We start from the raw sequence: 13287 nt of genomic DNA on the forward strand, positions 1-13287 counted from the left end.
GATGAGATCGAAAACTACCAGGAATTCATGGGAGGCCATGATCCTGAAGAGGAATTGGATCCCGATGACATTTTCTATCAGGAAGAACTTGATGAACGCTTAAAACTGCAGTGGCAGCAAGTTGAGGCGGTCATCCCCAATCTGACTGAGAATCAGCAATTGTTTATCAAGCTCTGCCTGAAATATGCATTCAACTATGAGCGTATTGCCTGGCATATTGGTGGCATCTCTGATTATCAGGTCGCCAGCACGGTTGAAAAAACACTCGAAACCTTAAAGTCCATTCTGACCAGCTCACAAAAACTGGAGGCTACAGGAAAGACCACCAAATTCAAATTCGAAGGTGACCTCTGCGAAGAGCAATCCAGAATTCTGCACATGCGCTATGAACTCCAGTACAGCTTTGAAGAGATTGCCAGGCAAATGAATTTAAGTCAGCCGCACATTCAACGAACCTTTGCGCAGGCYTGYACCAAAATCAAAAGAATTAAAAAATAAGCTATGGAAAAAGAKACCATGATCCTAACCCGTAAGATCCAGCTGCTGATTGATTCCGAGGACAAAGAAGAGATTAAGGCCGCAAAGGATCAATTGTACAGCTGGCAGCGGATTTGTTTCCGTGCCGCCAACATGATCATGAGCCATCATTTTGTGCAGGAACAGGTCAAAGATTTTTTTTATTTAACAGAAGAAATCAAGCTTAAAATCGCKGATGAAAAGAAAGAGGAAAACGGMATTTTAAAATCCTCCCGTCAAAACACCACCTATCGGCTGCTCTCCAATCATTTTAAAGGACAGATTCCTACAAATATTCTMAGCTACCTAAACAACACCCTGATATCCTCTTTTAACAAGGAAAAGGTGGCCTATTGGAAAGGTGAAAAGTCGCTCAGGAATTATAAAAAGAATATTCCCTTGCCTTTCGGGGCGGAAGTGATTTCAAAGCTGAGCCATACGTCCGATGGACGTAATTTTTGCTTTAGATTATTTCAGATCCCACTCAGAACTTATTTGGGTAAAGACAGATCAGATAAAAAAGTTTTATTGAACAGAGTACTGAACAGCACACTAAAACTCCGGTCAAGTCAGATCCAGCTGGATCAGGGTAAAATCTTTTTGCTCGCAGCCATTCAGATCGAAAAGGAACAACATCATTTGGATACCTCCGTCATTGCTGAAGCATCCTTATCTATTGAACATCCCGTTACCGTTAAAATCGGCAGCCAGGAACATACTATTGGCAACAAGGAAGAATTCCTACACCGGAGACTAGCCATACAGGCGGCGATCTACCGGGTAAAGAAGGCGGTTGCTTTTAACCGAGGTGGCCATGGACGGAAGCGAAAAAGGAAAAGCCTGGAAGACTACCGGCATCAGGAAAGAAAATATATTGACTATAAACTTCATGTGTATAGCCGCATGCTGATAGACCTGTGTGTAAAGCATGAGGCGGCAACACTTATTCTCGTCAATCAGGAACTAAAGGAGGAAATAGCGAAAGAAGATCCGTTCTTATTGCAGAACTGGAGTTATTACAGCCTGAAAGAAAAAATTGCCTATAAAGCKGACAGAGCGGGCATTCAGCTAGTAGTTGAATAGAAGTATCAGGCTCAGGCCAGTCCTGATGGTGATAAAGTCAGTTCTTTGAAAGGAAGCTATTTAATATGGAGGCTGTTTGTACAGCCATAGGGTGAGGTTACTTTAACACTCACTGAATTGTTTAGGTAGAAATGTCTATTAGTGGACATCACCTATCTTGAAAGCAATATACAATGCTCTATTGTAAGTCCGTTTCAGAAACGCATATGCTCTAGGCATGACAAAATGTAGATCTTGGTAATTGATTAGATCCTGGGTTGATAGATATGCCATCCGGGAAAATTTTATCTCTTTTCGAATGCCACGGGACACCAGGCTGTTTGTATAGAAATAAGAGGCTGCTTGTACAGCCATAGGGTGAGACTGAAACCGTGCTCACTAAGTTCCTGGCAGCATTTGGCAGTGTCATTTGCCTGCTCCATAGCGAACATACCATGCCGGGGTAGCTTATTAAAATCCCTTTGGACATTTAGGTCTGGAAAAAAAGTATAAGAGGTTACTTCTACATGTAAATATTAAAGAAACTTGAGGCTGCTTGTACAGCCATAGGGTGAGACAAAAAATGTACTCACTRAGTSTAAAAGAYAATACAACCGCTACGGGCTCTATTAATATGACGTATATAACATCTTTGCAACTAGCGTAAAAAAGGCCTTTTATATTTTTATAGGTTTCCCCCGCATGCATTAATAAGCTAAAACATGCAGGGTAAAAAGTCCTCCACCAACAGAAGGCATTGGCAGCGGTAAGCTCACTGCAGGATGACTCGTTGGTAAAATTATTATTTGCAAAAAATGCTATCTTAAAATCTTCAACAGGTAAGAGCCGTATCCACTTTTCACCAAAGGCTCGGCTACTTTCCTTAACTGCTCTTTATCAATAAAGCCCATTCTGTAGGCAACCTCTTCGATACATCCGATTTTCAATCCCTGACGTTCTTCGATTACCTGTACAAATTGTCCGGCCTGCATCAGAGAAGCAAAAGTACCTGTATCTAACCAGGCAGTACCTCTGCTCAATACGCCAACTTTTAGCTTGCCTTGCTCCAGATAAACTTTATTTACATCAGTAATTTCGTATTCCCCTCTTGGTGAAGGTTTGATGTTCTTCGCAATTTCTACAACAGAGTTATCATAAAAATATAAGCCTGGAACTGCATAATCTGATTTAGGTTGAGCTGGTTTCTCTTCAATTGAAATCGCTTTGTTTTGATCGTCGAACTCCACAACACCATAACGTTCAGGATCTGAAACCCTGTATGCAAATACAACACCACCATCCGGATCTGCACTTGATTGTAATAATTTAGCCATTCCATCGCCATAGAAGATGTTATCTCCAAGCACTAAAGCAACTTTATCATTTCCAATAAAGTCAGCCCCGATTACAAAAGCCTGTGCAAGACCATTTGGCTGCTCTTGTACGGCGTAAGAGAACTTACAACCAAGAGATGCTCCGTCGCCAAGAAGTTTTTCGAAATTAGGGAGATCGTGAGGTGTTGAGATGATCAGAATTTCTTTGATTCCCGCCAGCATCAATATAGACAATGGGTAATAGATCATCGGCTTATCATAAACCGGCATCATTTGTTTACTCATTACCAGGGTTAAAGGATGCAACCTTGTGCCACTTCCCCCTGCTAAAATTATTCCTTTCAAGTTATAGCGTTTGTTTGTTTAAAAATCTATTAAGGTGTTAACTATTTACGTCTTTATCCGAAGATACATTATCTTCCAGCTCTTTAAACCATTCCGCACCATATTTTCTGGTCAAAGGCCCTTTTAAAAATTGATAAACCGGTACTTTTAACTCTCTTCCAAATGAACATGCATCATGGCAGATGTGCCATCTGTCGTAATTTAAAACTTCAAATTCCGGGTATTGGGTTACCCTGATCGGATATAGATGGCAAGAGATTGGTTTTTGCCAATCGATTATTCCCTGCTCATATGCCTTCTCAATTCCACACTTCGTAATTCCGTTCTCGAAGGTAACATAAGCACATTCTTTGTGCCCATCTACGCATGGCGTAGTTAAATCGCCATCTGCATCAACGACAGATGTTCCCTGCTCTTCAATTGCGGCTATTCCCTTAGGTTCAAGCAAATGCTGAATCTTTGGATAAATTTCTTTAAGTATTGCTGTTTCTGCTACATCTAAAGGTGCACCAGCATCACCCTCTACACAACAAATACCCTTACATTTGTTGAGGTTGCACACAAAGTTTTCCCTGATCAGGTCTTCATGCACGAGGGTATTTTGTACTTCTATCATCTTCTTCTATTTTACTATAGCCAGGGGATACCTTAATCCATCGGCCGATTTAATTTCCATTATTACTGACCCTACCAGAATCTCCACCTGAGCCTTTACAGGCACCCTGTTGCCATCATCAGTAATCCATAAGTACAATTTACTGTCTTTACGGAATATCCTTCCTGGCTTTATGGAAGGGCTAAATTTAAGACAGCTTATTTTTCCAAGCTTAGTCTTTATCACTTCCTTACCTAAATATTGTATTTGGAGCTGACTGATCTCATCGCTCAGGAAATAGTTTAGTTTAACAAAATCACCGGATTTCATTTTAGAGACATCAAGGCTTCTGGCAAAATAGTAAGAAGAAACCAGGTCGAATGTTTGATTACTAGGGGCAATAAATGTACCCTTTGTAGCCACTACTTTCCTCTCCTCCTGATTAAATCTGGCTTTGTCCTGTCGCCTGTAACTCCCTTCCCTGATATTCTCCTGAAAGAAATAGGGCTTTAAGTTAACCTTATCTATGTAGGAATCGTAATGATCTCTGATCTTATAAAAGATATCGAATGTTCCGGAGGTTACTCCATCCACACTTAATTTATAAGTCGGATTACCCTCAAATTTAAGATCAGAGTTAAGCACTTTTAATGTGCCTTCTGCCGCGGTAATAAATCCATATTTCAATTTATAGGTTAAAACCTCTCCGGGTTGAAACACCGGTTCCTTTACAAAAGGTAACTCCTGGGCCGCGGCTCTARAGCTTAGGAATGCAACAACAATAAACAATAGTGATTTTCTCATACCTAAGCTAAAACAAAAAACAATCCAAAATTAATCCTTTCGCTTATATATGGGCACAGTAGAACATGGCTCTCCATACATAATGCTTTTTACAACTGGCGTTAGCAGATTAGTAATCTCTACATAAGCTGCAACAGGCAGATCAATATCTGCACAACCTTTTACGACCACACGCTCACCGGCAAAGGCATTAAGATCAATCTTTGCCAGGGCTTTAGTAAACAACACGGCTTCTAATGTTTCAAGGCTACCAAATACAACCTCATTTGCATATGGTTTCATTTTATTGGCTAACAGCATGTAAGCCCAGGTAGGTACTATAGCATCGGCACTGCAGGTGATTGCTACATTTTTACCAGTATAAGCGGCCCAGTCGTGCGCTTTTATAAACTCTCTGAAATCTTTCTCTCTTAACATTAGTCCGTGAAAAAGATTATCCTTAATATCATAAACGACTCTCTCGCCCTGATTAAGGTAATCTTCAAGGTTAAACGTAATTAAACCGCTGGCCGCTACTTTATTGACAAAATTTTCTTGAATCTCCATCTCTCTAAAATAAAAAAACCGGAAGTAGAAACTACTTCCGGTTACAAAATTACGTAAAATAAGATTAATAGAATTTCACCCTATTGTCTTTTATGTCGCTTTTATCTTGCAATGCCTGAAATGCCGCACCCAAAGAGCGCTGAGCAGTAGCCTGCATCATTATTTCTTTTTGTTTATAAGTATTCGCTAACGGTGCAGGATTAGTAAATCCATCTACTGAGAATGCATAAACACCACGCTCGCCATCAATTGCTTTAGAAAGCTTACCTGGCTGAGATCCAAATACTGCTCCAACCACTTTATTTTCCTGGCCACCGCCTGGGATAATAGGATTAGAGAATACGATGTTTTGAACCGGTGTTGCTGGTTTAGCCAGTTTTTGAGCTACCTGATCAATGTTGGCCGCACCTTGTAATGCTTTGTCAACTTTTTCTTTAAGCATTTTAGCTTTAACTAGGTTACGAACCATTGGCTCAATATCTTTCTTCACTGCATCTAATGGTAATGTTCCTTTTGGTCTAATATCCGTAACACGTGCTACCACAAATGAATTATCCATTTGATATACCTGGTCTAACACATCTCCTTTTTTAGCATCATACGCATCACGAATTAATTGACGTGGATTATCTAAGCCCGGAGCGAAACCTTGTGTTGGTGTAATTTTATCAGCTACACCTACAGTATAACCTTTTTTCTGAGCAAGCTCAGAGAAACTGCCACCTTTAACTTCACTTAAGAAGTTACTTGCTTTTTTATAGGCCGCATCTTTAGTTTTATTACTTGCCAATAAGCTCTTCTCGATGTAAGCCAGTTTAGCCACTTTTGAAGAACCAATTTGTTTCTCGATTTTAATTAAGTGCACACCAAACTGTGAGGTTACCACTTTAAGGTCGCCAACGCTACCGTTAAATGCAGCATTCTCGAATTCAGGCACCATTTGGCCACGTGCAAAAGTACCAAGATCTCCGCCTTTATCTTTAGATCCGTCTTCGCTGTACTGAGCGGCTAAAGTAGCAAAGCTTGCGCCTTTTTGAATCAGTCCTTTTAACGAATCGGCCATTTTTACAGCTTTATCTACACCACCAAGTTTGCTGGCATCAAGTAAAATATGACTTGCTTTCACTGAATCAGGAGAGAAACGGGTATCTATAACTTTAACCAGTTTGTAAGAGTTACCTGAGAATTTAGGCCCGAAGAAACTTCCTGCAGGCAGATTAAATACTACTGAATCTACAGCTGGGTCCAATTTACCTTTATTAATATAAGTGTATGGAACTTTAACGTCTGAGTTAACCGCAGCAAAAAGAGAATCGTTGGCTGCTGTTTTAAAGTCGGCTGCAAGTTTCTCAACCTGAGATTTAACCGCTGCAGAATCTTCTTTAGTTGGGCTAACACTGAAAGACACATACTCAAATGCACGTGTTTCTGTAGGGTTTTCAAAACGTTGTTTGTTATCGTTATAGTAATCTGAGTAATCAGATTCTGCAATCTTTACGCTTGCGTCAGGAATAGATGCATATTCAAGACCAACATATTTAAAGTTAGCCAGTTTATTACGGTTTATATATTCATCATTAGCTTCTAATGAAGTTACATAAACAGCGTTGCTGATCATCTTAACATATTTTTGTTGTAATGCCTGTCTTTCTATTTCAGCTTCAACTGCCTGAAGCTGTTTTGCCATATTAGGATCTTTGTAACCTTCTTTAAAGGTTCTGATCACCTGAGCTCTATCAACCTGACCAGTTTGAGGGTTTCCAAAATATTGTACAATTATCGGGCTTGGATTGTCTCCTTTAATCAGGTCAGCCAATTCATCACCAGAAACGTTTATACCTAAACGGTTATACTCTTTTCCTAAAAGAACTCTTGCTACTTCACCTTGCCACACATTATCAACCGCCATAGCCTGCATTTGGGCATTGCCTGAACCACCATATTGTTGTTTGAACTGAGCAAGGCTTTGATCAACCTTAGCCCCAAACTCATCTATGTTTATATCCTCACCATCAACAGACCCCACAACTTTTTGAGAAGCAGCCCAAAAAGGCTTACCTACGTTAATTGCATCACCAACCAAAAATGCAACAATTGCAAAACCGATGGCTCCTATCAGAATATAGCCTGCGCGATTCCGCAAAAATGTCATTAAACCCATAATATTCTTATTTATAATTTTTTTTAAGAGGGCGCAAGATACAACTTTTGCTAAAAAAAGAAAATATTAAATTGTATTTGAATAAGTATTTAAAAATTAGGGAAATAAGGCCCTTAAATAATTGTGCTTATTCTCCGAAATTATCCGGCACATAGGTCTCACCCGATCCGTTTTTCCAGTTGATAAAATTGAAATCTTCGGTAGCAGTAAAGTCGACCGCATTAAGCACTGTACCGTCTGGTTTTGTAACTACTCCCTTTGGAGATAAAAACAGTTTCTTGTTTTGGTCCCAAACCAATTCTTCGGTATTAAAGGTCATGTTTTCATTAACAACAACAACGTTTCTCCTGAAGATGGTCAGCTTCTCGGTATCCTTCATAATCGCATAGTCTGAAGTTATAGAGCCTTTGATCTTTGTCGTGATTTCGTCGATGAAGTTGATTTTTACACCCTTTGGCATTTCCTGATAAACAGCGCCATTGGCGGGAGTAACTTTATCCAGAATAGGTGCAAACCCTTGCGCTTTAACTTTAGCAGAGTCGCTATAAATAATGTCGACACCGGTTGTACGGTCCCTGTTTAAGGCAATCTTTTCAGATAGCTTTGCGGCTTTCTTCAAGTCGTCTTCTCCACAGGAGCTTAAACAAATTTGCAGCAGACAAAGTATAACACTTCCATATATTATACCCCCGGTTTTCATTAGTCGAATTTATATCTTCTGAACCAGGTATCGTTAAGTGTAAATCCTAGATGGAAATTAATATAGTTCTCCTGGATAAGTCCGTTCGTTAGTGATCCTCTTTTTCCTACTTCAGTAGTAAAGTTTAGCTTGTAAAAAGAGCTTCTGCTAAGTGCTAAAGGAAGCCCTACACCAAAGGTAACTGCCATTTGCTTTACGTCCTGATTATTTAGCTGGATATAGGTTTTATCATACTGGAATCCAACACGATAATCTACATGCTTAAAATATCCCGAAACTGCACTTGCATCCGGCGTGATTTGTCCACCTGCCGAGAAACCCCAGCTATCCTGCAATCCCTGATTAACACCATCCATGCTCAATTTAGACCACTGGCCCATTCTATAATCGGCACCAATCATCCATTTGTTATCTCTTTGAATAGAGATCCCGAAATTGTGCATTAATGGAAGTTTCATTTTAGCTGAGCTGTTTTCAACTATTTTAACAGTATCAACTTGTGGCAATTCATTACCTTCATTATCCCTTTGGTATAAGGTAGTTAAGAAAGTCTTTTTGTAATTGACTGACGAAGAAGAGGATCCTGAATAACCTAAAGTAATGCGTTTTCTTGTTCCCAGTGGAATTTCATATTGTGCGCCGTAAGAAAAACCAATTCCACCAACACTATTCTTTTTAATGTTGCGGCTATTACGGGCAACCTGATTAACCGGCTCTAAAGAGGCGCTTTCCTGCAGGTTTCCGAATATGTATTCGATGTTACCACCAATTCTGAAATGGTCTCCGAATTGCTGTCCGTAACCAAAATATGCTTTTGTTAAGTTTCCTTCTCCTGAATAAAGGTAATTTACGCTGTTTGTATCCAGTTTATCACTAACCGTATATTCGTAACCAAGCTCTGTAAATGGCAACAAACCAAAGCTTAAAGCTGATTTTCCTGATATTACCGGGAAAGCAAGTGCAACATGACTAAGTGTACCGTTAAAACTGCTTTCAGATTTTGAGCCATCTTTTAGGGTAGTAAAAGCTCCGCTTAAACCCATATCAAGTGTGGTCATTGTGATTCCGGAATAGGATGCGGGGTTCTGCATATTAATATTGCTAAATCCGCTGGGTTTATAAACCCCTGTGGAAATACCACCCATTGCCTTAAACTGAGGAAGTAATGCTCCTTTTACGTTTCCAAGTCCAAACCTGGAGTATGGCGACTGTGTTGTAACCTGCGCATTAACAGAAATACTGGTAAGCAATAACAATACTGCCGCTATATAATTAATCTTTTTGTACATATTCAAAAGCAATGACTTCATTTAATCCTTTTAATACTAGGTATGGATCGTGTATAATTTGAGGCGCAAAGATGCTGTTTTTTAATTGTTTCAGCAAAAAAGCTGCATCTCCTCCTGTTATTAGTACCGTCAGATCCTTATTTTCTTTATTTTTATGGGAAATAAATCCCTCAACTTCATTAATTACGCCTTGTAAAACTCCGCTTTTAATGGCAGTTGGCGTGTCTTCACCCGCGGGTATCTCTGTTTCAGTTCTATCCCACTTTACGAGGGGCAATCTGCGGGTAAAATGATGTAATGCTTCAAAACGCATGTGTAAGCCTAAACTTATACTACCTCCAAAATAGGCATCATCGCTATCCAGCAAATCATATGTGATGCAAGTTCCTGCATCAATTATAAAACAATTTCTTTTGGGATAATAATAATGGGCTGCAATAATCTTTGCCCACCTGTCCAAACCCAGCGTAGAAAGTGTTTTATAGTGATTCTTGATTCCAGTGTTTATCCTTGTAGAAAACTCAATATAATTTGTGTTCTCTTTTAAAATGCCAATGACATCTTCAAATTCAATGGCTACACTTGAAATTGTTGAATTGCTAATCTTATACTGCTTAATTAAACCTATCAGCGCCTCAGCCGTTACTTGTTTCAGCGTTTGATATTCAACCAGCTTCCGGTTATTAAAAACAGCCAGTTTACTATTCGTGTTACCAATATCTATGACAAGATTATGCATTCAGGACAGCTACTCCAAACTTCATTGCACAAAGCTATTAATCTTTAGCAAGTTTCAACATTTCAAATTGTTAAAAAAAGTTAAACAAACAAAAAGTACTGAATAGCAAAAACCAGGATTAGAAACATACTTTCATAAAACCATCTTTTTTTGGCATTTGAGAAATAGTACGCCAATAAAACCGCTCCCGGGGGTACACACAACAAGAAATGATATAACCTGAAATCGGGTTTGGTATAAAAACTGACAATGCTGATGATGAACATAAAGAACAGCATTTGAAATGCCTTTCGTGTACTGATGAAGCTTCTAAAAAAGTTCTCGCGCAGCTGCAGTGTGGCCAGAACAATCATCACCACCACCGGAACCAGCACCAGGTAGTCGTTATAATTGATTGTAAATACAGATGGGAATTTATTGGTTAACGGCAGCCAGATCTTGTAGAACATGGACAAATTATCATTCCAATAGTAGTAAACGCCTACAAAGAAAAATATGGTTAAGAACCCCACCAGACCAGAAATCCACTCTCGCCAGCTAAACGACCTGTATAGCAATAATGTAAACCACAGCATGGCCAGCATGACAATAAAAGGAAAATAAATAAGCGTTCCGATAGCGATGATCATCCCTACATCAAACATCGTCATGATTGCGTTTAGAGATTTCCCCATCTTCAAAAATTTGTCCATTATCCATATCATGAGGAAATTACAAATCAAAGTAGGACTCAGAATAAGAAAAGGCATAAACAAGCTCGAAGCGGTAACATATAACAGTGCAGGTAAATACCCCGGCTTACTTAACAAGCCATGATTGTTGACCACCCTGTTAAACAGGATTGCCTGTACAAAAATGATTATCCCTGCAAAAAAAACATTGCCTGCAGGCGAAAAAGTATTTTGAAGAGGCATCTGAATAAAGAATTTAGTATACGGTTCTAAAAATTCAAACTGAAGCGATGGAGGGAGGTCAGCAAATATTGCCATGCGCATAAAAAATGTATATGCGAATAATATGAGCAGGTTTATGGGGTTTAAATTTCTAAATTGATTGATCATGCCTGTATATTAAGGCAAAGTAAAGCAAATTATCTGGCAAACTGCCTCACAACTTTATCAATTACCGCAGCGGTTTCATCTGGAAAATGAAATTGATGCTCCTGAGGATTGCTTACCCAGTTTTTAATAATTGGCAACCAGTTTCTATTGCTTCCCCATATTACGGGTAGTCCGAATTGCTTTAATGCGAAAGCATTACATTGCTGTTCGTACTGAAATTTCATGGGCGCAACAAGCAATTTTTTACCCATATGCAATGCTTCGGCAGGCCCCTCAAATCCGCCACCTGTAAACAAACCTTCGCAGGAAGCTAAGCTCTTATTGAACAACTCATTATTCACCGGCTGAACAGCCACATTTTCATCAGTATAGGCCACTTTAGTATGTTTAGAGAAGACCTCCCATTTGATATGCGGGATTTGTTTTAAGATAGGAACGAGAAATTTATCGTCTATTGCAGGCAGGTAAACGGTATAATGGCCCAGGTTTGAAACAATCATATTCCTGATTTCAGCACGAATTACCGGTGTATAAATGAAATCATCATATCTATCGAAATGGAAGCCAACATAATGAGATGCAGGAGCATAGTATTTCATAACCAGCTGCGCCCAATCTATACTTTTAGGTTTAGGAACTTTTTTAGATTGAAAGGAAGCCTGGTGACTGAGCCCAACGCTTTCTATCCGCTGGCGTTTACAAGCCCAGGCGGTAACCGGTTCAAAATCATTAAGGATCAGATTATACTCCTTAAGCGGCACACTACGCATGTCTTTAATAAAAAGGGGAAGATTCATTTCCTTCCACGTTTCATAATGATTTACACCACCTTTTTTACCGAAAATAAAGCTAAAGCCATGAAGCTGATATTTCACCTGCTGTGTTAATTTAACATCGGCCTGGGTTCCGCTGATTAAAAGATCAACATCTCCATATTGCTGTAGCAATGGCACAATTTCTCTTGCCCGGCTAATGTGTCCATTACCGGTTCCCTGAATGGCGTAAAGTATCTTCATCCGCACCGAATATCTGTAATTTTAATCAGAATATATTGCTTTTTTATAGGTTATAAAGCTTGCATGAGCTGAATTCAAAGTAAAAGAACAAATGTAAGCTCATGCAGGTTTAACGCGCTAGGCAATTTCTAATTTAATCTTTTGCAATAAAGTATTAATATCCAATTTACTGTGAAGATCTTCACTGTCTGACAAAACACCTTCCTCTGCTTCATCCTTCTCAAAGTCCTTTTGATCGTACTTAAAAATCTTCCAGCCTTTATCGTAGTACTCGAGTGCTGTTAAATTTTCAACCCAGTCGCCACTATTCAGATAAGTTACTTCACCATCTTCTGTGGTAATGGTACGCATTTCGGGTTGGTGAATGTGCCCACAGATCACATACTGGTAACCTTTTTCGACTGCAAGTTCTGCAGCGGTATACTCAAACTTATTGATGAATTTTACCGCATCTTTAAACTTGGCTTTAATTTTTTTAGAGAAACTCATCTTCTCGCTTCCTATAGAAGTAAGGCACCAGTTTACAAAACTGTTTATCAAAATCAGTGTATCATAACCTACTGCACCAAGTTTGGCCAGCCATTTAGAATGCTGCATGGTTACATCAAAAACATCACCATGAAAGAACCATGCCTTTTTTCCATCGAGTTCCAGGATCAGCTTATTCTGAAGGTGAAATGCACCTAAATGCATGTCGGCAAATTTTCTCAGCAATTCATCATGATTACCTGTTAAATAATATACTGGAACGCCCTCTACYACAAATTTCATTAGTTTTCGAACGACCTTCATATGGGTTTCTGGCCAGTATCTTTTACTAAACTGCCATACATCTATGATGTCGCCGTTCAGCACCAGCATTTTAGGTTTAATGCTTTTAAGGTATTTTAACAATTCTTTGGCGTGACAACCATATGTCCCAAGGTGAACGTCGGAAATTACAGCTATATCAACTTCTCTTTTAGATATCATCTTCCTCCATTGTTAATTCGTATGGGCTGAAAAAGAAAGCTACTATTGCAATGACACATACTATTAAAAACAGTTCCAACATAGGATATTAGTTTATTATACAAATTTGCAACACGTAGATTAACAAGGCGTTAAGAAAACATTATG

General features: G+C 39.2%; 13 protein-coding genes. 2 read left to right on the top strand and 11 right to left on the bottom strand.

The features are described from left to right. Together AC1DG9_RS08445 and AC1DG9_RS08450 are read left to right on the top strand one after the other, a co-directional pair. Positions 1 to 498, top strand: a 498-nt coding sequence (locus AC1DG9_RS08445) for a sigma factor-like helix-turn-helix DNA-binding protein (RefSeq protein WP_337718282.1), incomplete at its 5' end; no start/stop codon positions are given. Positions 499 to 501: 3 nt separating this feature from the next. Next, entirely contained in the window at positions 502 to 1599 is a 1098-nt protein-coding gene (locus AC1DG9_RS08450) for a nuclease/transposase family protein (protein WP_477634506.1), read from the top strand. 797 nt (positions 1600 to 2396) lie between these two features. Here the strand turns inward: AC1DG9_RS08450 and rfbA are convergent. From rfbA to AC1DG9_RS08505, 11 genes are all read right to left on the bottom strand, one after another. Further along, the gene (rfbA, locus tag AC1DG9_RS08455) at positions 2397 to 3257 is read right to left on the bottom strand and encodes a glucose-1-phosphate thymidylyltransferase RfbA (protein ID WP_288883107.1); all 861 of its coding nucleotides are present in this window, start codon (positions 3255 to 3257) and stop codon (positions 2397 to 2399) included. A gap of 37 nt (positions 3258 to 3294) precedes the next feature. After that, positions 3295 to 3873, bottom strand: a complete 579-nt coding sequence (locus tag AC1DG9_RS08460) for a DUF3109 family protein (protein WP_172662096.1) — start codon at positions 3871 to 3873, stop codon at positions 3295 to 3297. A gap of 6 nt (positions 3874 to 3879) precedes the next feature. Next, the gene (locus AC1DG9_RS08465; protein ID WP_477634507.1) at positions 3880 to 4656 is read right to left on the bottom strand and encodes a DUF3108 domain-containing protein; all 777 of its coding nucleotides are present in this window, start codon (positions 4654 to 4656) and stop codon (positions 3880 to 3882) included. 30 nt (positions 4657 to 4686) lie between these two features. Continuing rightward, positions 4687 to 5202 carry a DUF2480 family protein gene (locus AC1DG9_RS08470; RefSeq protein WP_172662098.1) on the bottom strand — a complete coding sequence of 172 codons (516 nt, stop codon included), beginning with the start codon at positions 5200 to 5202 and terminating at the stop codon, positions 4687 to 4689. Between the two features lie 64 nt (positions 5203 to 5266). Beyond that, a complete protein-coding gene (locus AC1DG9_RS08475) occupies positions 5267 to 7363 on the bottom strand; it encodes a peptidylprolyl isomerase (RefSeq protein WP_337716910.1) in 2097 nt (698 codons plus the stop codon). 127 nt (positions 7364 to 7490) lie between these two features. Continuing rightward, positions 7491 to 8063, bottom strand: coding sequence for a hypothetical protein (locus AC1DG9_RS08480; RefSeq protein ID WP_337716912.1), 573 nt, complete (start codon positions 8061 to 8063; stop codon positions 7491 to 7493). Continuing rightward, on the bottom strand, positions 8063 to 9373 hold the full coding sequence (gene bamG, locus AC1DG9_RS08485; protein ID WP_337716914.1) for a BamG family beta-barrel-assembly machinery protein: 1311 nt from the start codon (positions 9371 to 9373) through the stop codon (positions 8063 to 8065). The genes AC1DG9_RS08480 and bamG overlap by 1 nt, the downstream gene beginning before the upstream one ends. Next, positions 9336 to 10091, bottom strand: a complete 756-nt coding sequence (locus AC1DG9_RS08490; protein ID WP_337716916.1) for a type III pantothenate kinase — start codon at positions 10089 to 10091, stop codon at positions 9336 to 9338. The genes bamG and AC1DG9_RS08490 overlap by 38 nt, the downstream gene beginning before the upstream one ends. Positions 10092 to 10171: 80 nt before the next feature. Further along, a complete protein-coding gene (locus tag AC1DG9_RS08495) occupies positions 10172 to 11152 on the bottom strand; it encodes a DUF6427 family protein (RefSeq protein WP_172662101.1) in 981 nt (326 codons plus the stop codon). A gap of 29 nt (positions 11153 to 11181) precedes the next feature. Further along, a complete protein-coding gene (locus AC1DG9_RS08500; protein ID WP_337716917.1) occupies positions 11182 to 12168 on the bottom strand; it encodes a glycosyltransferase family protein in 987 nt (328 codons plus the stop codon). 117 nt (positions 12169 to 12285) lie between these two features. Beyond that, positions 12286 to 13137 (bottom strand): UDP-2,3-diacylglucosamine diphosphatase, encoded by an 852-nt coding sequence (locus tag AC1DG9_RS08505; protein WP_337717138.1) that lies wholly within the window; start codon positions 13135 to 13137, stop codon positions 12286 to 12288. Between the last annotated feature and the right edge of the window lie 150 nt (positions 13138 to 13287).

The sequence above is a fragment of the Pedobacter sp. 05L430 genome (assembly GCF_056397585.1).

Excerpts from the sequence above, each read along its gene's own strand:
- AC1DG9_RS08470 (WP_172662098.1), bottom strand. The coding sequence starts at position 5,202 with ATGGAGATTCAAGAAAATTTTGTCAATAAAGTAGCGGCCAGCGGTTTA.
- AC1DG9_RS08495 (WP_172662101.1), bottom strand. The coding sequence starts at position 11,152 with ATGATCAATCAATTTAGAAATTTAAACCCCATAAACCTGCTCATATTA.
- AC1DG9_RS08460 (WP_172662096.1), bottom strand. The coding sequence starts at position 3,873 with ATGATAGAAGTACAAAATACCCTCGTGCATGAAGACCTGATCAGGGAA.
- AC1DG9_RS08490 (WP_337716916.1), bottom strand. The coding sequence starts at position 10,091 with ATGCATAATCTTGTCATAGATATTGGTAACACGAATAGTAAACTGGCT.
- AC1DG9_RS08480 (WP_337716912.1), bottom strand. The coding sequence starts at position 8,063 with ATGAAAACCGGGGGTATAATATATGGAAGTGTTATACTTTGTCTGCTG.
- bamG (WP_337716914.1), bottom strand. The coding sequence starts at position 9,373 with ATGAAGTCATTGCTTTTGAATATGTACAAAAAGATTAATTATATAGCG.
- AC1DG9_RS08475 (WP_337716910.1), bottom strand. The coding sequence starts at position 7,363 with ATGGGTTTAATGACATTTTTGCGGAATCGCGCAGGCTATATTCTGATA.
- AC1DG9_RS08500 (WP_337716917.1), bottom strand. The coding sequence starts at position 12,168 with ATGAAGATACTTTACGCCATTCAGGGAACCGGTAATGGACACATTAGC.